18 protein-coding genes are annotated in these 19531 nt (G+C 63.7%); 6 read left to right on the top strand and 12 right to left on the bottom strand.

Going from position 1 to position 19531, the window contains the following annotated elements:
* Nucleotides 1-5: 5 nt before the first annotated feature.
* The 5 genes from PIN31009_RS13185 to PIN31009_RS13165 form a co-directional block, all read right to left on the bottom strand.
* On the bottom strand, nt 6-1334 hold the full coding sequence (locus PIN31009_RS13185; protein ID WP_150790549.1) for an NAD(P)/FAD-dependent oxidoreductase: 1329 nt from the start codon (nt 1332-1334) through the stop codon (nt 6-8).
* Nucleotides 1335-1421: 87 nt separating this feature from the next.
* Entirely contained in the window at nt 1422-2189 is a 768-nt protein-coding gene (locus PIN31009_RS13180) for an ABC transporter ATP-binding protein (RefSeq protein WP_058380264.1), read from the bottom strand.
* Nucleotides 2190-2254: 65 nt separating this feature from the next.
* Nucleotides 2255-3022: an ABC transporter permease gene (locus tag PIN31009_RS13175; RefSeq protein ID WP_174996153.1), complete on the bottom strand. Its 768-nt coding sequence runs from the start codon at nt 3020-3022 to the stop codon at nt 2255-2257.
* 78 nt (nt 3023-3100) lie between these two features.
* A complete protein-coding gene (locus PIN31009_RS13170) occupies nt 3101-4105 on the bottom strand; it encodes an ABC transporter substrate-binding protein (protein ID WP_087687692.1) in 1005 nt (334 codons plus the stop codon).
* A gap of 126 nt (nt 4106-4231) precedes the next feature.
* A complete protein-coding gene (locus tag PIN31009_RS13165) occupies nt 4232-5194 on the bottom strand; it encodes a LysR family transcriptional regulator (RefSeq protein WP_087687691.1) in 963 nt (320 codons plus the stop codon).
* Nucleotides 5195-5540: 346 nt separating this feature from the next.
* Here PIN31009_RS13165 and PIN31009_RS13160 point away from each other — a divergent pair, with 346 nt between their 5' ends.
* Together PIN31009_RS13160 and PIN31009_RS13155 are read left to right on the top strand one after the other, a co-directional pair.
* Nucleotides 5541-6101 carry an RNA polymerase sigma factor gene (locus PIN31009_RS13160; protein WP_246185653.1) on the top strand — a complete coding sequence of 187 codons (561 nt, stop codon included), beginning with the start codon at nt 5541-5543 and terminating at the stop codon, nt 6099-6101.
* On the top strand, nt 6101-6751 hold the full coding sequence (locus tag PIN31009_RS13155; protein ID WP_150790548.1) for an anti-sigma factor family protein: 651 nt from the start codon (nt 6101-6103) through the stop codon (nt 6749-6751). The genes PIN31009_RS13160 and PIN31009_RS13155 overlap by 1 nt, the downstream gene beginning before the upstream one ends.
* Here the strand turns inward: PIN31009_RS13155 and PIN31009_RS13150 are convergent.
* A complete protein-coding gene (locus PIN31009_RS13150; protein ID WP_150685260.1) occupies nt 6688-7425 on the bottom strand; it encodes a response regulator transcription factor in 738 nt (245 codons plus the stop codon). The two genes, PIN31009_RS13155 and PIN31009_RS13150, sit on opposite strands and share 64 nt — an antisense overlap.
* A 194-nt stretch (nt 7426-7619) precedes the next feature.
* Here PIN31009_RS13150 and PIN31009_RS13145 point away from each other — a divergent pair, with 194 nt between their 5' ends.
* The 3 genes from PIN31009_RS13145 (at nt 7620) to PIN31009_RS13135 (ending at nt 10467) form a co-directional block, all read left to right on the top strand.
* A complete protein-coding gene (locus PIN31009_RS13145) occupies nt 7620-9158 on the top strand; it encodes a helix-turn-helix transcriptional regulator (RefSeq protein ID WP_150790547.1) in 1539 nt (512 codons plus the stop codon).
* A gap of 155 nt (nt 9159-9313) precedes the next feature.
* The gene (locus PIN31009_RS13140; RefSeq protein ID WP_150685262.1) at nt 9314-10021 is read left to right on the top strand and encodes a response regulator transcription factor; all 708 of its coding nucleotides are present in this window, start codon (nt 9314-9316) and stop codon (nt 10019-10021) included.
* A gap of 44 nt (nt 10022-10065) precedes the next feature.
* Nucleotides 10066-10467 (top strand): lysozyme inhibitor LprI family protein, encoded by a 402-nt coding sequence (locus PIN31009_RS13135; RefSeq protein ID WP_246185652.1) that lies wholly within the window; start codon nt 10066-10068, stop codon nt 10465-10467.
* A 29-nt stretch (nt 10468-10496) separates the two neighbouring features.
* Here PIN31009_RS13135 and hutG read toward each other — a convergent pair whose 3' ends face one another.
* The 5 genes from hutG to hutU all read right to left on the bottom strand — a co-directional run bounded on the left by hutG (nt 10497) and on the right by hutU (nt 17517).
* Complete coding sequence (hutG, locus tag PIN31009_RS13130) at nt 10497-11468, bottom strand: formimidoylglutamase (protein ID WP_150790546.1); 972 nt, start codon at nt 11466-11468, stop codon at nt 10497-10499.
* A 53-nt stretch (nt 11469-11521) separates the two neighbouring features.
* Nucleotides 11522-12739 carry an imidazolonepropionase gene (hutI, locus tag PIN31009_RS13125; RefSeq protein ID WP_150685265.1) on the bottom strand — a complete coding sequence of 406 codons (1218 nt, stop codon included), beginning with the start codon at nt 12737-12739 and terminating at the stop codon, nt 11522-11524.
* Nucleotides 12736-14127, bottom strand: coding sequence for an amino acid permease (locus tag PIN31009_RS13120; protein ID WP_150790545.1), 1392 nt, complete (start codon nt 14125-14127; stop codon nt 12736-12738). The genes hutI and PIN31009_RS13120 overlap by 4 nt, the downstream gene beginning before the upstream one ends.
* Nucleotides 14128-14272: 145 nt before the next feature.
* Nucleotides 14273-15829 (bottom strand): histidine ammonia-lyase, encoded by a 1557-nt coding sequence (gene hutH, locus PIN31009_RS13115; RefSeq protein ID WP_150790544.1) that lies wholly within the window; start codon nt 15827-15829, stop codon nt 14273-14275.
* A gap of 8 nt (nt 15830-15837) precedes the next feature.
* Entirely contained in the window at nt 15838-17517 is a 1680-nt protein-coding gene (gene hutU, locus PIN31009_RS13110) for a urocanate hydratase (RefSeq protein WP_087687683.1), read from the bottom strand.
* A gap of 155 nt (nt 17518-17672) precedes the next feature.
* On the opposite strand from hutU, the gene PIN31009_RS13105 reads away from it, so the two are divergent.
* Nucleotides 17673-18014 (top strand): YciI family protein, encoded by a 342-nt coding sequence (locus PIN31009_RS13105; protein ID WP_174996155.1) that lies wholly within the window; start codon nt 17673-17675, stop codon nt 18012-18014.
* A gap of 190 nt (nt 18015-18204) precedes the next feature.
* Here the strand turns inward: PIN31009_RS13105 and PIN31009_RS13100 are convergent, their stop codons facing one another.
* Nucleotides 18205-19404 carry a porin gene (locus tag PIN31009_RS13100; RefSeq protein WP_087687682.1) on the bottom strand — a complete coding sequence of 400 codons (1200 nt, stop codon included), beginning with the start codon at nt 19402-19404 and terminating at the stop codon, nt 18205-18207.
* Between the last annotated feature and the right edge of the window lie 127 nt (nt 19405-19531).

The following is a 19531-nucleotide window of genomic DNA, read 5'->3' as shown; positions in this document are numbered from 1 at the left end:
GCCGATTACCGCTCCAGCCCGGCGCGATGCTTCTGATACTGGATCGCCGAGACAATCGCCACGCGCCGGATCGGCTCGGGCGGCAGCCACGAGGGGCGCTCGAACCCCAACGCGTCGGCAAGCTCCGGCGATTGGTGTCCGCATGCCATCTCACCCAGCAGCTTGCCGAACATGCTGCCCTTGAGCACGCCCGCGCCATTGCAACCCAGCGACGTGTACAAGCCCTTGCGCACTTCGCCGAAGTACAGCGCACCGTTGCGGGTAAGGGCCGTCACGCCGCCCCACACATGTTCGAACTTGTGTGAAGCCATCTGCGGATAGCGCCGACGGTACGAGTCGGTCAGCATGGCCGTCACATCGCTCATCGGGCGTTCTTTCTCGTACGAATAGGCGCTGCGCACAACGAAGCGGCCACCGAGCGTCTTGCGCAAGGTCGTGCCCAGACGATTGGCCGGAATTACGCCCCATTCCTGCGCCGGACCCAGCTTCGCCAACTCGTCCGCCGCCAGCGCCGGGGTCATCGCGGCGTAGGTGTAGATGGTGAAGACCCGGTCGCGCGCCAAGCCCAGCTTTCGCGCAAAGCCGTTGTTGGCCACGATCACCTGTCCCGCGCTCAACTGGGCCGTGGCGGTCGTGACTGTGAACGGCCCGTTGCCGTCGAGCGCCACCACCGGCTCGTTCTCCCACAGACGCACATTTGCGGGCAGGGTGTCGGCCAGCCCTCGCACCAGCGCCGCAGGCTGCACGAACACATTGTTCTCGGAGTGATAGCCGTAGCCGTAATAATCGGTGCCGATCTCGCTGTGCAGCGCGTCGCGCGAGAGTTCGCGAAACGACACGCCCCACTCGCGATACTGCGCCAACGTGTCGCGCAGACGCTGCTCGCCGTCGGGCGTCGCTGCCGCGTGATATTTGCCGACCGGGTTCCAGCCGCAATCGATGCCGTGCGTGGTGATCAGCTCGTGCAACCACTTCAGCCCGATGTCGTACAGACGGATCTGCTTGCGCGCCACCTGCACCGGGCTGCCATGGCCGCCCATGCCGGTGTTGTGCGGCAGGTTGATGAGAAAGCCCGAGTTGCGTCCCGACGACCCGTTGCCGGCCGTGGTGGCGTCGATGACCAGCACGCTGGCCTCGGGCCGCAGTTCGGCCACGCGCCGGGCGGCAGCCAGACCGGTGAACCCGGCGCCGATGACGATGACGTCAAAACTGCGCTCGACGGGCGGTTGCGTGCGCGGGACGCGGGCGGGTAGCAGCGCATTCCAGCCAGCACCCGCCTGATAGGCGGGAAAGCTGCTGCGAGCGGATCGGGAGGCGTTGACTTGATTAGACATGACTATACGTATGCGGGCATGCATGGGGATTCTCGCGGCAGGCCAGACTGACTGGTTAGACCAAATAGGCCGGTGAGGGCAGGCCGCTTAAGCGGCGCGACTCTCCAGACTGCGCATGACCTCCGTTTGCACGGTGTTCCAGATTTGTGATTTGAGTTCGTTGTAACGGGGCGAAAGCTGTACCTGCGCGTTGCGCGGCATCGGCAGGTCATTGGGCAAGTCGCAGGCCACGCGCCCGGGGCGCGCACTCATGATGACCATGCGCGTCGAGAGCATCAGCGCTTCGTCGATCGAGTGCGTGATGAACACAATGGTCTTGCCGCTCTTCTGATAGATCTGCAACAGCTCTTCCTGCAACACCTGACGCGTCATCGCGTCGAGCGCGGCAAACGGCTCGTCGAGCAGAATCACGTCGGGGTCGTTGGCGAGCACGCGGGCAATCGAGACGCGCTGGCGCATGCCACCAGACAACGCCTTGGGGTAGCGATCTTCAAAACCGGTGAGGCCGACCATTTCGATATAGCGACGCGCGGTGGCATAGCGCGTGGCCTTGTCGATGCCCTTCATCTTCAGGCCGAACGCCACGTTGTCGAGCACGCTGAGCCACGGGAACAAGGCGTATTGCTGAAAGACCATGCCGCAGTGCGGGTCGATGCCCTTGACCTCGCGCCCGGCGACCACGATGCGCCCGGTGGTCGGTTCGTCGAAACCGGTGATCAGGTTGAGCAGCGTCGACTTGCCGCAGCCTGAAGCGCCGAGCAGCACCACGAACTCGCCGCGTGCGATGTTCATGTCCACACGCTCCAGCGCCTGAAAGTCGCCGTAGCGCTTAGAGATACCTTCGATGGCGATCATCGTCTGCCCCTGATCGATGGCGGGCGACGCCTGCGCCGGGGAAACCTTCGAATCGATGCGATCGTTCATGCCTGCCACCTCAACACTTTGCGCTCGATGGCGCGAAACACCACGTCCGTCACCAGCACGGTGACACTGATCATCACCATGCCGAGCACGACGACTTCCGTCTGGAAGAACTCCTTGCCGTTCATGATGAGAAAGCCCAGCCCTTCGCGCGCGGCGACGAGTTCGGCGGAGATCACGCACGTCCACGACAGGCCGAGAATGATCTTCATGCCCGAGAGAATCTGCGGCAGGCTCGCCGGCAGAATCACTTCACGCATGACTTGCCAGTTGCCGGCGCCCAAGTTGCGGGCCGCACGGATCAGCAGCGGGTCGACGTTGCGCGTCGCTTCGATCACGTAGACCAGCGCCGGGGCAAACGTGCCCATGAACACGATGCTGTACTTCTGCGTCTCCGAGATGCCGAACCACAGCAGCGAGAGCGGAATCCAGCTCATCGACGGCAGCGGGCGCAGGAACGACAGGATCGGATCGAACGCGGCGCGTGCGTACGTCGACGTGCCGAGAATGATGCCCAGCGGAATGGCGACGACGGTGGCGGCGATAAAACCGGTCATCACGCGACGCGTGGAAGCGAGCACGTTCGCGACGAGCGTGCCGTCGCTGAGCATGGCCATGATGCGTTCGCCGACGGCGGACGGGGGCGGCAGGAACAGGGGATCGATGGCCCCGGTGCGGCAGGCGATTTCCCAGACCAGCAGGAACACCACGATGGACGCAAACCCCACGCCGAGCAACGTGGCGCGGGACGGTTGACGATGATTCACAATCAGACTCCTCGAACTTGCGCCGGTCCCGCGAACTCACTACTCACGAACACCGGCGCGACGGCACAGCCGCAGGGCTTACAGATACGACGTGTTGATCCACTGGCGCACGGCCGGCGCCTTGTCGATCTGCTTGTAGGTCACGAGCATTTCCGCGAGACGCTGAAGCCCGTCGACATAGCTGCCCGGCGACTTGAGCAACTGCGTTTGCTGCGCGAGGGTGTACCACTCCGCACCCTTGATCGTTTCGATCTGGTCGAGTGCCGACATGCCGGTCAAACCGATCAGCGAACGGGCGGCCTCGTCCGGTTTGTCGCGCAGCGTCTGGCAGGCGTCGAAGTAGACCTTGAGGTACTTGCGCACCACGTCGCCATTCTTCTCGGCCCACGCATTGCGCACGATCAGCACGTCAGGTCCGGGCGTGACGTTGTAGCGCTTGTAAAGCGAGAACTGCGTGTCGTCCGCAAGCAGCTTCATGCCCGACATGGCGCGAATACGGTTGAACTGCGGCGTCCACGCGGCGGCGGCATCGATCTGGCCCGATTGGATGGCGCCGGGAATTTCCGGGGCAGGCACGTTCAGCACCGTCACGTCGTTCGACAACCCGGCGTTGCCCAGCAGATCGAGCACCAGCAGATGCGCGCTCGATGCGAAGGTCACGCCCAGCTTCTTGCCCTTGAGGTCTTGCAGCGAATTCACGCCCTCACGCACAAACAGACCTTCAACACGGCCGAAGCTTTCCGGCACGGCCACGATCGAGAAGTGCTTCGAGCCGCGCGCCATCAGCGCCAGTGCCGAGACGATGCCCGTGCAGGCAATGTCGATGCCACCGGAGAGCACCGCGCTCATGCGCGCCGACGACGTACCGAACGACTGCCATTGCTGATCGATGCCGGCAGCGGTCAACGCACCCGACTTCATCGCGAGATAGGCGGGGTAGTGACCGAGCCATGCCGAGCCGCCGTACTGGACGGTGGCGGCGTCGGCCGCGCGGCCGATGCCGGGCACGGTCAGGCCAGCGGTGGCGGCAACGGCTGACATGGCGGCGCTGGTGTGAAGAAACTTGCGTCGTGACGGGTTCATGCGTGTCTCCTGTTGGATATGTGTTATTTCGCGGTGAACGATGCGCGCGGGTGTTGCAGTAATGGCAGTAATGGCAGTAGGCGGTGATCGGGCGAGGGGTTGGTCAGGCGGGAACGTCAGTGCAAATCAGCACAAGGCGAGCCGCTCGCCCAGCCATGGCATGAGGCGTTGCAACTCGGGGAATGCCTCTTGCGCCAGTGCGAGGCGCCCGGCAAGAAAGCACTGCGAGGCCATCTCCGAGACTTCGCCTTCGCGCGAGACCTGATAAATCGTGCGCGACAGGGCCGGACCGGGCAGCGGCAGTGCGGCCACTTGCGAGAGCGACGCGCGTCCCTGCAACAGACACAGCGGCGTGGCGATGGTGAAGCCCAGATCGGCGGCCACCATCGACATGACGACGTCGGACGTGTCGATCTCCAGATGCATGCGCGGCGAATGACCCGTGCGGCGCAGATGGCGCTCGATGACTGCACCAAAGTGCGAGCGTCCCGAGAACCGGATCAGCGGCAGGGTGCGAATCAGTTCGCTCAAATCGGCTTGCGCAAGCTCGGCTTCGCGCGCTTTCGGCACCACGACGATGAACGGCTCGGTGAAGATCGGGCGGCGTACCAGCCGCTCCATGTCGTGCATGGGATCGCTGGTGACGATCAGGTCGAGCTGGCGGGCAAGCAACGCTTGCGCGTGTCCGTTGGCCAGCCCGGACCAGAGCAGCAGTTCGCTGGTGCTGCCCGACATCTGCCGCACGATCGAAGGGCCGACGGTCGCGGCAAACGAGTCGATCATGCCCACGCGCACGGCAGCACGGCTGGCGACATCGGCGTCTTGCACCTGCGCGATGAGGCGGTCCATGTCGTCGACGATCTGGCGGGCATGACGCGAGAGCGCCAGACCGGCCGGCGTGAGCTTGAGCGGACGGCGCGACCGGTCGAGCACTCGCGTACCTACGGTTTGTTCGATCTGGGCGATGGCCTGCGAGATGGCCGATTGCGTGACGCCCAGCGTGTCGGCGGCGCCCGAGAGGCTGCCGGCCGACGCCACGGCTTCAAAGATCCGCAACGATCTGACGTCGAGGTCTGCACGCTTTTTCATCAACCTGTCTCCGGTCGGGCGGTGCGTGCCGGGGCGCGAAAAGGCGTTTTCCGGTGCGCAGCGATGCATCGATATAAGAATTTCTGTGGATTGTAGGGATTCAGGCCCTAAAAACAAAAACGAATTAAGTAAAACTAATACTTTGTATTAGGCCGTGAGAATCCGGGTAGGGGAAATCGCTTAGGGGCAGAGCGGAGGGTGTCGGTGTGCGGAACGAACGCGTTCGCAAACGGGGGCGGGAACGTCAGGTGAATCTGGCGAGGGCGGCTGTTGAGGGAATCTTATTGTTTCCTTTACGCGCGCACAGGAATAATCGGTCGCGTGCATGCGGCACGAGCGCTTGGTGATGACAATGCTGGACTTCGAACGCGATACGAGTTTCGCGAGCCTTTTACCCCCGATGCTGCCTAAGCTCTGGACGTTCGCTTTGCGTCTGACGGGCGACCGGCATGATGCGGAAGACCTCGTCCAGCGCGCCTGCGTGCGGGCGCTCGAGCGGGCCGACGCCCACTTGCGCCCTGACAGCGCGCCACTGAATTGGCTGTATTCAATCGTTCACTCGCTGTGGGTCAACGAATTACGTGCCCGGAACGTGCGTAGCCGCAGCGGGGTGGCGTGGGACGACGAGATGCTGGAGAACGTGGCCGATGGTGTGTCGGGGCTGCCTGACGAACACGCCAGCCATCAGCAGATTGTCGACGCGGTGGAGCGCTTGCCGCAGACCCAGCGGATTGCACTGCTGCTCGTGGCCGTGGAAGGGTTCAGTTATCGCGAAGCGGCCCAGATTCTCGATGTGCCCGTCGCGACGGTGACCGGCCGCCTGTCGGCGGCACGTCAGGCCATTGGTGCGCAGTTCGGCATTGCGCCGCGCCGCTTGCGGCCCGTGTTGGCAGAGACATCCAAGTAATGGTGATCAACGACCAGATTCTTCTTTCCTATGTGGAAGGGGCCTTGTCCGACGACGCACGTCTACAGGTCGAAGCCGCGATTGCCCGCTCGCACGACATGGGCGCGCGCGTGGCCGCGTTGCGGGCCTCGGCGTTGCCTTACCGCGAGGCGTTCGACAATCTCATGGCGCCGCCCGTACCGCCGGGACTCAAGGCGAGCGTGCTGGCGCTGACACGCGGACGCACCACGCACGGGTTGCTGCGCAAAGCGTCCAGCGCGAATGACGCCAGTTTTGTGCGCACGCGCGCGCCTCGGATGTTCGGCGGTGAGCTGGCGGCCGGTGCCATGCCGGGTGCGGCCCATTTCGTCGCTCACCGTTCGCGCCCGCTGGTGTGGTGGTCGGCGGGCACGTTTGCCGCCGCTGCTACAGCCTGTGCCGTATTGTTGTCGTTCGCCGGTGCGCGCTTCTTGGCCGACGAGCCATCCTCTTCCTCGTTGTCATCGCTGCTGCTGACGCCCTCGGTCAGCAACGCCGCGACGACCATGTGTAGTGAAGGACGCCCGACACGATCGCAGTCCGAGGATTCATCCGGTCGGCAACATGATTATGGCGATGTGCCGATGGCACCCGGTGGGCGCGACACATGCGAGGTATGGCGATTGCCCTGACGCTCCAGCGTGTAGCCCCCGCCATAGACCGTGCGCAGCGTCAGGCCGTGATCGCCCCGCAGACCCAGCCGGTTGCGCAGCTTGTAGACATGCTGTTCGATGCTACGGGCAGCCACCTTTTCGTCGCTCCCCCAGATCGCTTCGGCAATTTGCTGACGGCTGATGCGCATTTCCGGCTGGCTGAAGATCAGCCATGCCACCGCGAACTCACGCGCGGTCAGCGGCACATCGCGTCCGTGAATCGCGACGGTGTCGCGGCCACGATCGACGACATAGGCGCCCACTTCCAGAATCTCGTTGCTGCGCGCAGCGGTCGCCGTCACGCGGCGCTGCATGGCAAGCGCCAGCCGCACGTGAAGCTCGCCCACATCGACCGGATACATCACGACGTCGTCACAGCCGGAGCGGAACGCGAAGTCGAGCATCCACGCCGGCGTGCCGAAGCTGATGACCGGCGCGCCGTCGCCCCGTGCACCCCGGCGGCGGGCCAGCACGCCCTGCATTTCATACGGGCCGAGCGCGGCATCGATGAGGACCGCCGAGTAACCGATACGCGTCGCGGCAATCGCGTACTGTGCCGCGTCGTCGAAGTGCTGACAGGACCCGTCCGTGTTCAGGCTGGTGCGAATGGCTTCGTAAAGCGCGACGTCTCTCGTCAGAATTGCAAACTTCACCGGAATCTCCAATTACCCGTCTTAAATACGTTCTTACATGCTTCGAGTCACCGTGCTGTCTTGCAGCGCTCCCTACGTAAACACCTGAACTCGCGACATGAAAAGTGAGGATTTCGCATCAGGTTGTTGAGAATTCAGCAGGGCATGGCGTTCTACCTTGAGTTACCTGCCACTCCCCCCGAAAAGCGAACCTCATGAACGCACGGATCTACTTCGCATTGATCGCCAGTGCGCGTATGCGTAACGCAAATAACGCGATGCCACGCTGCGCCGACGCCTTGCTTGCCGGCGACTGGCCGCGCGCCTATGCGGCCATTTGCGGCGCTGCCGACCAAAACGAAAAGCACTGGCAAGACGTGCAAGGCGCCAATCTCGGCGCGCTGGCCGACGTGCAGGTATTGCGGGAGCTCGAGGAAGAAGCCGAGCAGAGCTACGCGAGAGCGCAGCGAGGCTGCCGTGCCGGCGGCGATGCACTGCGCCTGATGTCGGCGCGCAATGCGGGTTGGCAGGCGCTGCTGCGCGACCGGTTTGCGGTGGCGCGCAACTGTTTCATCAGCATCATTCGCGATCGCGCGAGCGATGCCGCGCAGGAAATTGAAGCGCGTGTGGGGCTGGCGATCGTCGATCACCGGCTGGGACGGCCGCATGCCGCCATGCAAGTGCTATTGCAAGCCGACCGGTCGGTTAATGAGTTTCCTAATACGCTTCTTAATGAGCTTCATCCGATCTGGCAAAGCATCGTTTCGTTATTGCTTTCGGATATCACGCTGCATTCGCGTATTCGCCGCTCATCGGCATTGTCCGATCATGTCTTCTGGCAATCGGCGTGGCTAAGCGCAGAGCAGGCGCCCGGCGCCGCACATCAATGCGAAGCCACCGACGGACTCGACGTGCTTGGCAATCGCACCGCTGCGGGCGAAGCGACGGAAGCGACGGAAGCGACGGAAGCGGCCTCGGCGACCGACGGCGTGCTGGTGCGCCGATATCGCGCCTATATGCGTTATCTGGGCGAACTGTCGGATGGCGGACGGGCCAACGCAGGCGCATTGAGCGACCTGCTCGACGGATTGCGTTCGTGCGGCAGCCCGCAGGTGCTGATGAATTTGCGGCTGAACGCCGTGCTCGCCGCATTGGCCGGCGGGCAGGGCGACCTCGCGCTGCGGCTTTTCGATGCTATTGGCGCCCGCGACGTGCATCACGCGGCGCGTCACTCCGATCTCGAATGGCTGTACGTGAGCGCCAAGCTGGCTTTTCAACGCGGCCAGATCCATCAGGGAATATCGCTGTACACCAGCTATTCGTTGCAGGCACTGTTCTGCCTGCGTTCGCAAATCGCTCCCACGCGCAGTCTCGATCCGCAGGCAGATGCCGCACAGATGGCGCGTGGCGACGATATCGCTACCCGCTTGCCGGCCAAATATCGCAAGGCTTATCGCTACATCATCGAGCACATTGCGCACAGCGAACTCACCACGCGCGAAGTGGCGGCGCAGGTCAACGTGACCGAGCGTGCGTTGCAAATGGTGTTCAAGCGCTCGCTGGGCATGTCGCCGGGGGCGCTTATTCGTAAGCTCCGTCTCGAAGGCATCCGGAACGAGTTGATGGACGACGCCCGTGTCATGGGATCGGTATTGGGCACGGCGAATCGTTGGGGCGTGACGAGCCGCTCGGCGCTGGTCAAGAGTTACCGCAAGCAGTTCGACGAATCGCCGTCGGAGACGATCAACGGGTGAGCCTCATCGACGTCGGGGATTCGCACGGGTTTTCGGTGTTAGGCGGCACCCCAATGGTGCGTGTAAGAGGACGTAATATGACGCGCTGTTGAGATTTGCAGCGTGTCCGAGGGCCTGAGGCAGACTCGCCGCTGTTTCTCTCGAAAGGCCCCGGCATGGTCATCGTGCTTTTGTCCCGCAGTAAAGCGCTTCGCGCCGTCTTCTCTGCACTTGAACAAGGAACCGGCAATTGCCGGGTCATCGATTTCGATAATCGCGTCGAGCTGATTCGCTATCTCTCGGTGCGCGCCAATGCCGATCTGGTGGTCATCGATGCCGATACCGACGCCGAGGCCATCGCGTTTCTCGCGACGTGGCGCACCTGTCATGCGCGCCACGATTTGCCCATTCTCGTCACCGGCCACTATCTGAGTGCTGCGGCCATGCGCGATGCGCTGGCTTGTGGCGGCGACGACATCGTGGCGGGTGCGCTGTCCCTCGACGAGTTGCAGGCGCGGGCGTATCGCTGCGTGGCGCGGCGGCGCACGTCGGAGCTGGAGGCGACCGTCATCGAATATGGCGGTTACCGGCTGGATAAGCTGAATTGCCGTTGCACACGCGAAGGTTGTCCTATCCACCTCACTACCCGCGAGTTCGCGACCGCGTGGCTGTTCTTCTCGCATCCGGGGTCGGTACTGAGCCGTCCGCGTATCTCCGAGAAGATCTGGGGCGAGGCCGCACAGGCCCGCGAGCCGGGCGCACTGACTCGCTATATCAATCAAATACGCCGCAAGCTCGGGCTCTCGGGAGGCGGTCCGGTGGCACTGCGCGCCGTGTATGCCTCGGGCTATCGGCTTGACGGGCCGCAGCCCGCGAGGCTGTAAACTTCGCTATTCGAGCGTGGCCCACTGACAAGTACGGAGAACCCATGAAAAAGATTTGGATGAGCGGCGCGGCGGCGCTGATGTTGACCAGCCTGACGAGCGCCGCTGCATGGGCTGCCGATCCCTGCGAGAACCCGCAGGACCAGACCACCATGAACGCTTGCGCGGGCAAGTCGCTCGCCGCGTCCGACAAGAAGCTCAACGAGACGTACAACGCGCTGGTGAAGAAGGTAGGCCCCTCGGGCAAGAGCAAGCTTCTGAGCGCGCAGCGTGCATGGCTCGCATGGCGCGATGCCCAATGCGCCTTCGAGACCATGGGCACCGATGGCGGCAGCATTCACGCAGCGATGTACGCCTCGTGTGCCGACGAACTGACGCAGGCACAGACCAAGCGACTCGACGGTCAGCTTCACTGTCAGGAAGGGGACCTGTCCTGCTCGAAGTAAGACTCGCCGAGTCAGCTCACATCTGCCGATCAAAGCAGACGGTAGGCGAGCCGGGCCGCGACACGGGCCCCTGACCCTTGGGGATCGAAGTGCGGGTTGTATTCCGCGAGATCGGCCACGCGGAGTTTGCCCGAACGGCGCACGTGCGTGGCAATCGCCTCGACGACGGTGATCGGCACGCCATAGGCTGCCGGTGCAGAGACCCCGGGCATGACCGGCGCGGGCAACACGTCCAAATCGATGGTGAGATAGACGTGGTCCACATCGGCGATCAGTGCGTCGATCTGCGCGAGACGCGCGTCGAGATGCCGGTCTTGCATGTCGGTATCTTCGACGAACGTCACACCCAGTTCGCGAGCACGCTCGAACAGCGATGCCGTATTGCTCAACCGGCTGACACCGAGGCAGGCATAGTCGAACGGCAAACCGGCGTGTTCGGTGGCTTGTGCAATCTGATCGAATGGCGTGCCCGATGTGCCGGGGCGGGCGGTTCGCAAGTCGAAGTGGGCGTCGAGGTTGAGAATCAGCACGCGGCCACGGTCGCCGCGAGCATCCAGATGTGCGCGCAACCCTTGCCACGTGGCCCATGCGATCTCATGACCGCCGCCGAGCACCACCGGATGCGCGGCAGCGTCGAGTTGCTGACGAACAGCGGCGGCGAGGGCTTGTTGGGCGGCTTCGAGAGCATCGCCTTCGCAACTCACGTCGCCCGCGTCGTAGAACCGTTCGATCTCATGGGCAGGCAGGTTGGCGAGCGCACGGCGGATGGCCTGCGGGCCATCCACGGCACCCACTCGCCCTTGATTGCGTTTGACACCGGCATCGCAAGCGAAGCCGAGCAGCACGGGCGCGCCGGAGATCGCGGCTTGCGCCGGGCCGTCGATCACTTGCACGACGTTGAAGAGCCGCCTCGTGTCACCGCGCTCGTTGGCGTCGCTACGGCCTTGCCAGACGTTGGGCGCGGCCGTTTGCGCCGGTATTTTCGAAGTTGAAGTCGGCATGGGCGAAGGATGGAAAGTGCTGATGCGGATGTCTTGTCGATGTTTTGGGGATGTCACGCCGACGGCAAGTCGCGCCATTGGCCTTGGCGGACCGTCCGGCAGGGCAGTTCGCCGCCGAGCCAGTAGGCCAGTTCGGCGGGCCGCTCAATCTCCCATGCAACGAAGTCGGCGGTTTTGCCCGCTTCGATCGTGCCGTGGGTATCGAGCATCCCGAGCGCCTTGGCGGCGTTGCGCGTCACGCCTGCCAGCGCCTCTTCAGGCGTCAGGCCGAACAACGTGCAGGCCATATTCATCATCAGGCGCAGCGACAGGGCAGGTGACGTGCCCGGATTCAGGTCCGAGGCCACGGCGATATCGACGCCGTGCTGGCGCAGCAGATGCACCGGCGGACGGCGCGATTCCTGAAGCATATGGAACGCGCCCGGCAGCAGCACGGCCACCGTGCCGGCCCGGCCCATCGCCGCCGCATCTTCCGGGGTCATGTATTCCAGATGATCGGCCGACAACGCGCCCAGCTCCGCCGCAAGGCTGGCGCCGCCCAAGGGCGAGAGTTGCTCCGCGTGCAGCTTCACGGGCAGCTTTAACTTCTGCGCACGCAGCAGCACGCGCATGACCTGTGCAGGCGAGAAGGCAATCGTCTCGCAGAACGCATCGACCGCATCGACCAGCCGCTCTTCGGCGAGCGTCGGCAGAATCTCGGCGCAGACGTAGTTCACATACTCGTCCGCCTTACCGGCAAACTCCGACGGCACAGCGTGCGCGGCCAGACACGTCGTCTTGACGGTGACCGGCAGCGCTTCGCCAAGGCGTCTCGCCACGCGCAGCATCTTGCGCTCGCTGTTCAGATCGAGTCCGTAGCCGGATTTGATCTCGACCGTCGTTACGCCGTCGCGCATCAGCGTGAGAAGCCGCTTGCGCGCCGACTCGAACAGCGCATCCTCGGTGGCGTCACGTGTGTGCCGCACGGTGTACTTGATGCCGCCGCCCGCCGCCGAGATTTCGGCGTAGCTCACGCCTTGCAGGCGTTGTTCGAACTCGAGACTGCGGTTGCCGCCGAATACCAGATGCGTATGGCAGTCGATCAACCCCGGCGTGACCCACGCGCCTTGCAGATCGACGCATTCGTCAGCTGCGGTGGCGGAGCGCTCGCTGCGCGGGCCGACCCATTCGATTTGCTTGCCATGCGTGACGATCACGGCATCTTCGATCGCGTGGTAGCGGCCGTCGCGCATCGTGGCGACATGGCAGTGCTTCCAGTGGATACGTTTCATGAGAGGCTCGTTTGGCTGGTGTCGTCGCGGGCTTCACGCGACGCCTTGGGTTTGACGCCGAAGCAGTAGGCCGCCGACATCAGCGCGATCCAACCTGCGCCGACATACAACGCCACCCGCGTGTCTTCCATATAGCCCAGCACGCCGATCACAAACAGCATGAACGCGATGGCGAGCGCCGGGCCGACCGGCCACAGGGGCACCTTGAACTTGAGCGCTGCGACTTCGTCAGCCGACAGGCGACGGCGCATGGCGACCTGCGAGAGCAGAATCATCAGCCAGACCCACACCGTCGCGAACGTGGCGATCGACGCGATGATCAGGAACACGCCTTCCGGAATCAGGTAGTTCAGCACCACACCGCCAAGCAACGCACCGGTCATCACCAGCACCGTCACCCAAGGCACGCCGTGGCGCGACGTTGCGCTGAATGCCGCCGGCGCCTGACCGTGCTCCGCCATGCCGAACATCATGCGGCCCGCGCCGAAGATATTGCTGTTGATGGCCGAGATCGCTGCGGAAATCACGATCACGTTGAGGATCGCTGCGGCCGACTTGATGCCGAGACCCGAGAAGATCTGCACGAACGGGCTGCCCTGATTGCCGATGCCGGTCCACGGGAAGATGGCCATCAGCACGCACATCGTCAGCACGTAGAACAGCAGAATGCGCAGCGGCACGGCGTTGATGGCACGCGGAATCACCTTTTCGGGGTTCTTCGCTTCGCCGCCGGTGATGCCGATGATTTCAATGCCGCCATAAGCAAACATCACAACCGCCAGCGACGCCATCAGGCCACCCCAGCCGTTCGGCAGGAAGCCGCCATGCGACCAGAGGTTGCTCACTGCCGGGGCATGTTCGCTGTGGATATGCACGCCGGTGAACAGGATCACGGCACCGCCGATGATCATGGCCACGATGGCGAGAATCTTCACCAACGCCAGCCAGAATTCCATTTCGCCGTACACCTTCACGTTGCACAGGTTCAGGCCGCAGATGACCATCACGATGCCAAGCACCCAGATCCATTGCGGCACGTCGGGAAACCAGAAGCCCATGTAGATGCCGAACGCCGTCACGTCGGCCAGGCACACGATGACCATCTCGAGGATGTAGGTCCATCCGGTGAGAAAGCCGGCGAGGGGGCCGAGGTTGTCGCGGGCATAGCGGCCGAACGAGCCGGATACCGGTTGGCGCACGACCATTTCGCCGAGTGCGCGCATGACCATATAGACGGCGGCGCCACCGATGATGTAGGCGAGGATGACGGCCGGACCGGCCAGTTGAATGGCGGAGGCCGAGCCGTAGAACAGGCCGGTGCCGATGGCCGACCCGAGCGCCAGAAAGCGGATGTGCCGCGCGCTCAGATTGCGTTGCAGGTTTTTCAAGCTGTCTCCTGAATATGCGTAATTTGCGCAATGAACCGGCCCGCCCAAGGGGCAGGCGGCATAACGATTAGCCCGCGATCAGGCGGGTTGCCGGTGCGCGAATCGCTGTTCGTTTCGCACCGGCAGGGCGCGAATCAAACGCGAATCAAGCGCTCGGCAGGGTGCCGGAAGGCACGAGGGCTGTGAGGTGGCGCTGCGCGATCAGCTCGCTTGCCCCTTCGATGTCCGGTGCGAAATAGCGGTCCTTATCGTAGAACGGGACGGCGCTGCGCAACAGGGCGCGGGCACGTTCGAGCACCGGTGTCGTCTTCACCCCTTCGCGGAAGTCCAGACCCTGACAGGCGCTGAGCCATTCGATCGCGATGATGCCCTTGACGTTATCGGCCATCTCCCAAAGCCGCTTACCGGCGTTGGGGGCCATCGAAACGTGATCTTCCTGATTTGCCGAGGTCGGGAGACTATCAACGCTGGCCGGATGTGCCAAGGCCTTGTTTTCCGATGCGAGTGCGGCGGCGGTGACCTGCGCGATCATGAAACCCGAGTTGACTCCGCCGTTGGCGACCAGAAAAGCCGGCAACTGGGACATATGTTGGTCCATCATCAGCGAAATGCGCCGTTCGCTCAAGGCACCAATCTCAGCCAGTGCCAACGCCAGATTGTCGGCGGCCATGGCCACCGGTTCGGCGTGGAAGTTGCCGCCGGAGATGACATCGCCCTGTTCCCAGAACACCAGCGGATTATCCGACACCGCGTTGGCTTCCACGCCCAGCACGTCGGCGGCTTGGCGAATCTGCGTCAGGCAGGCGCCCATGACTTGGGGCTGGCAGCGCAGCGAGTAGGGGTCTTGCACCTTCTCGCAGTTGGCGTGCGACTGGCCGATTTCGCTGGTTTCGCCCAGCAGATGGCGATACGTCGCTGCCGCATCGATCTGGCCGCGCTGGCCACGTGCCGCGTGAATACGCGGGTCGAACGGGGCGCGCGAGCCGAGCATGGCTTCGACCGTCAGGGCACCGCACACGCTGGCGGCGGCGTACATGTCTTCCGCTTCGAACAGACCGCGCAGGGCATAAGCCGTGGAGACCTGCGTGCCGTTGAGCAGCGCCAGCCCTTCCTTGGCGGCCAGCGTCAGCGGTTCGAGCCCGGCGACGGCCAGTGCTTCGCGGGCGTCGAGCCATTGACCGCGATAGCGCGCATGACCTTCGCCCAGCAACAGCAGCGACATATGCGCGAGCGGTGCCAGATCGCCCGATGCCCCCACCGAGCCTTTCAGCGGAATGCGCGGATAGACCTCCGCGTTGACCAGCGTGACCAGCGCGTCGATCACCTTGCGGCGGATACCGGACAGGCCACGGGCCAGACTGTTGATCTTGAGCACCATGATCAGGCGCACCAGCGCGTCGTCGATCGGGGCGCCCACACCGGCGGCGTGCGAGAGCACGAGCGAGCGTTGCAGGTTTTCCAGATCTTCGTGGGCGATGCGCGTTTGCGCCAGCAGCCCGAAGCCGGTGTTGATGCCGTAGGCCGTGCGGCCTTCGGCGACGATGCCTTCTACACAGGCGACGCTCTTATCGATGGCCGCGTAGGCCTTCTCGTCGAGCGTGACTTTAGTCGGCTGCTCGAAGACCGCGCGCAGTTGTGCGAGCGTGAGCGTGCCGGGCGTGATGAACAGGGAATTCAGGGAGGCGTTGTTTTGATTCGACATGGTGAGGTTCACTTCGAGGTATTCAGCATCGGCAGGTTCAGGCCGTTTTCGCGGGCGCAGTTGATAGCGATGTCGTAGCCGGCGTCGGCGTGGCGCATGACGCCCGTCGCCGGATCGTTGTTCAGTACGCGGGCGATGCGTGCGGCGGCGGCGTCCGTGCCGTCGCAAACGATCACCACGCCCGAGTGTTGCGAGAAGCCCATGCCGACCCCGCCGCCGTGGTGCAGCGACACCCACGTCGCGCCGCTGGCGGTGTTGAGCAGGGCGTTGAGCAGCGGCCAGTCCGACACGGCGTCGGAGCCGTCGCGCATCGCTTCCGTCTCGCGGTTGGGGCTGGCGACCGAGCCGGAATCCAGATGGTCGCGGCCGATCACGATGGGTGCGGAGAGCTCGCCCGAGCGCACCATTTCGTTGAACGCCAGACCGAGCTTGGCGCGCAGGCCGAGGCCGACCCAGCAGATACGGGCGGGCAGCCCTTGGAAGCTGATGCGTTCGCGGGCCATATCGAGCCAGCGGTGCAGGTGCGCGTCGTCCGGAATCAGTTCCTTGACCTTCGCGTCGGTCTTGTAGATATCTTCCGGGTCACCGGACAGGGCGACCCAACGGAACGGGCCGACGCCACGGCAGAACAGCGGGCGAATGTACGCCGGCACGAAACCGGGGAAGTCGAACGCCTTCTCCACGCCTTCTTCCAGTGCCATCTGACGGATGTTGTTGCCGTAGTCGAACGTCGGCACGCCCATCGCCTTGAACGCGAGCATTGCTTTGACGTGGACGGCCATCGATTGCTTGGCGGCCTTCACGACTTCGGCGGGCTTGCTGCGGGCGCGTTCGCGGTATTCGTCCCAGGTCCAGCCGATGGGCAGATAGCCGTTGAGCGGATCGTGCGCGCTGGTCTGGTCGGTGACCATGTCGGGGCGTACGCCGCGACGCACCAGCTCCGGCAGAATCTCGGCCGCGTTGCCGCACAGCGCGATGGACACGGCCTTGCCTGCTGCCGTGTACTTGGCGATACGGGCCAGTGCGTCGTCGAGATCGGTGGCCTGTTCATCCACGTAGCGTGTGCGCAGGCGGAAGTCGATGCTGGTTTGCTGGCATTCGATGTTCAGCGAGCAGGCACCGGCGAGGGTGGCGGCGAGCGGTTGTGCACCGCCCATGCCACCGAGGCCGGCGGTGAGTACCCAGCGCCCGGCCAATTTGCCGCCGTAGTGTTGGCGGCCGGCTTCCACGAACGTTTCGTAGGTGCCTTGTACGATGCCTTGACTACCGATGTAGATCCACGAGCCGGCGGTCATCTGGCCGTACATGGCGAGACCTTTGGCGTCGAGTTCGTTGAAGTGTTCCCACGTGGCCCAGTGCGGCACGAGGTTGGAGTTGGCGATGAGCACGCGCGGTGCGTCGGCGTGCGTCTTGAAGACGCCGACCGGCTTGCCCGACTGGACCAGCAGCGTTTCGTCGTCGCCGAGCGTTTTGAGGGTGGCGACGATGCTGTCGAAGCATTCCCAGTTGCGGGCGGCACGCCCGATGCCGCCGTAGACGACGAGAGCATTCGGGTTCTCGGCCACGTCCGGGTCGAGATTGTTCATGAGCATGCGCAGCGGCGCTTCAGTCAGCCAGCTACGGGCATTGAGTTGCGTGCCGCGCGGCGCGCGGATCGTCACATCGCGGTATCGGGTAGGTTGGCTCACAGCATTCCTTTCGTTCAGACCAAGTAATGACCGGTACAGTATTGTATATACAGGTAAGTATGTATTAGGGTTTGTACGAACGGTGGGGTGGGGAGGTTGGCGGGAGTATGCGAGTGCGGCCGATGAAAGCGCCGACTTCACCGAAGGACAAAGCGATGACGAAATACCTTATCTCGTTTCCCGCGCGGGCGATGGTCGTCCCCGCCGAGGACTTTGCCGCCGTGGGCGAGGCGGCGCACCAGGTGATACGTGAGGCGAAGGCTGCCGGCGTGTACGTGTTCGGTGGTGGAATCAACGGGGGTGTCGCCCCCCTCATGGTTGCGGCAGACGGCAGGACCACAAACGAGACGTATCCCCAGACGAGGGAGTTCGACGGCGGCTTCTGTGTGCTGCAACTCCCGTCGCGCGAAGCCGCGATCGTGTGGGCTGCGAAGATCGCCCAAGCTTGCCGCTGCTCGCAGGAACTCCGCGAGTTCGGGGACGACCCCGAGAGTTGATGGGCGAAAAAAAACACACCACCGCACGAAACAACGTTGTGCGAGGGTGTGCCAAGGGTGAGCCGGGCCATTACGCAGTGCCACGCCATGTCGAAGGCCGAGCGCAAAGTACCGGTTCTCGCGAAGTCTCCGAGATGAGACCGATGAAACTCAAGCACCCCCTCGGCGAGCGAGGGGGACAACACCAAAATCAGAACGTCTGACGAATGCCCATGCGCACCAGCGTCTGCGTCGAGGTGGCTGACGAGATGCCGTTGCCCACGTCGCCGACCGATGCCGTTGCCGACACCACATTGCCGAAGGTGTCGAGCGTGTTACCCGATGCCTTCTGATAGCCCACGAGCGCGTACAGCGACGTGCGCTTCGAGAACGCGTAATACGTGGCGAGGTTGACCTGCTGATACTTCGGACCGCCGGCACCCTTCACGTCGCTGCCTTGCGTGTAGTTGTAAGCGGCGGCCAGTCGAATCGCCGGCGACCATTGATACGCCACCGTGGCCCCGATCGAGTTGAACGTCATCGCGCTGGCGAACGTCGAGAACGAACCCGGCGTGTAGTGCACGTTGCCGTACGACAGACCCACCTGCGTGTTGCCGAACGTGTACGTACCGGCGGCGGCGAGAATGCGCTGGCTGGCGGCCGAAGCGAAGCCTTCGTTGATCGACGACGCAAACGTGCCGTCGTACGCGCCGCTCCACGTGCCGCCCGTGTTGCCGTAAGCATTGGTCGCTTGCAGGTAAGCCACGCCAAGGGCGAGCGGGCCGCTGGCGTACTGACCGCCAAGACCCCATGCGTTCTGGTTCTTCACGCTGCCCGGCTGGCCGCCGAAGCCATAGATCGCGCCGAACTGGAAGCCGCCGTACACCGGGCTGGCCCACTTCACCGAGTTGTTCACGCGGGCTTGATTATCAATGTTGTCGATATCGCCCGGGTGCGCGCCCATGCCGGTGACGAACGTGCCCGCGCTGATCGCGCCCACGTAGTCCACGATCGGATCGTACTGACGGCCAAACGTAATCTTGCCCAGCGTGGCGCTTTGCAGACCCATCCACGACTGACGGCCGAACTGGCGGCTGCCTTGGCCCGACTGACCGGTACCGATGTTGAAGCCGTTCTCGAGCTGGAAGATGGCCGCATTGCCGCCGCCCAGATCCTCAGTGCCTTTCAGGCCCCAACGGTCGCCCGACCAGGTGCCGCTGGCAAAACCCCAGTTCGAGGCGTTGGAGTAGACGATGGGGGTGCCTACGCCACCCTTCGTGGTGGCGGTGCGCTGACCGCTGGTGTAACCCACGCCGGCGTCGACGATGCCGTACAGAGTCACGTTGCTTTGTGCTTGTGCCGCGATGGCGAAGCCGCCGAGCCCAAGCGCCGCGAGAAGAATACGCTTCATAATATTAGTAATCCTAAATATATGTGACAGGAACGTCACGAGAACGCGCCGTCGATACCCCGTTGAACCGTGTTTTTCCCGATCCTTTTCCCGATATGGGGCGGGGGGGAGGTACCGCTGGCGTGGC

Source organism: Pandoraea iniqua (assembly GCF_902459685.1).
GTDB lineage: Bacteria > Pseudomonadota > Gammaproteobacteria > Burkholderiales > Burkholderiaceae > Pandoraea > Pandoraea iniqua.
Note: the sequence above shows the minus strand (reverse complement) of the source record. Positions and strands in the feature narration are given on the sequence as shown.

Excerpts from the sequence above, each read along its gene's own strand:
- PIN31009_RS13165 (WP_087687691.1), bottom strand. The coding sequence starts at position 5,194 with ATGAAAAAGCGTGCAGACCTCGACGTCAGATCGTTGCGGATCTTTGAA.
- PIN31009_RS13155 (WP_150790548.1), top strand. The coding sequence starts at position 6,101 with ATGGTGATCAACGACCAGATTCTTCTTTCCTATGTGGAAGGGGCCTTG.
- PIN31009_RS13180 (WP_058380264.1), bottom strand. The coding sequence starts at position 2,189 with ATGATCGCCATCGAAGGTATCTCTAAGCGCTACGGCGACTTTCAGGCG.
- hutG (WP_150790546.1), bottom strand. The coding sequence starts at position 11,468 with ATGCCGACTTCAACTTCGAAAATACCGGCGCAAACGGCCGCGCCCAAC.
- hutH (WP_150790544.1), bottom strand. The coding sequence starts at position 15,829 with ATGTCGAATCAAAACAACGCCTCCCTGAATTCCCTGTTCATCACGCCC.
- PIN31009_RS13100 (WP_087687682.1), bottom strand. The coding sequence starts at position 19,404 with ATGAAGCGTATTCTTCTCGCGGCGCTTGGGCTCGGCGGCTTCGCCATC.
- PIN31009_RS13135 (WP_246185652.1), top strand. The coding sequence starts at position 10,066 with ATGAAAAAGATTTGGATGAGCGGCGCGGCGGCGCTGATGTTGACCAGC.
- PIN31009_RS13170 (WP_087687692.1), bottom strand. The coding sequence starts at position 4,105 with ATGAACCCGTCACGACGCAAGTTTCTTCACACCAGCGCCGCCATGTCA.
- PIN31009_RS13160 (WP_246185653.1), top strand. The coding sequence starts at position 5,541 with ATGACAATGCTGGACTTCGAACGCGATACGAGTTTCGCGAGCCTTTTA.
- PIN31009_RS13185 (WP_150790549.1), bottom strand. The coding sequence starts at position 1,334 with ATGTCTAATCAAGTCAACGCCTCCCGATCCGCTCGCAGCAGCTTTCCC.
- PIN31009_RS13140 (WP_150685262.1), top strand. The coding sequence starts at position 9,314 with ATGGTCATCGTGCTTTTGTCCCGCAGTAAAGCGCTTCGCGCCGTCTTC.
- PIN31009_RS13145 (WP_150790547.1), top strand. The coding sequence starts at position 7,620 with ATGAACGCACGGATCTACTTCGCATTGATCGCCAGTGCGCGTATGCGT.
- hutI (WP_150685265.1), bottom strand. The coding sequence starts at position 12,739 with ATGAAACGTATCCACTGGAAGCACTGCCATGTCGCCACGATGCGCGAC.
- PIN31009_RS13105 (WP_174996155.1), top strand. The coding sequence starts at position 17,673 with ATGACGAAATACCTTATCTCGTTTCCCGCGCGGGCGATGGTCGTCCCC.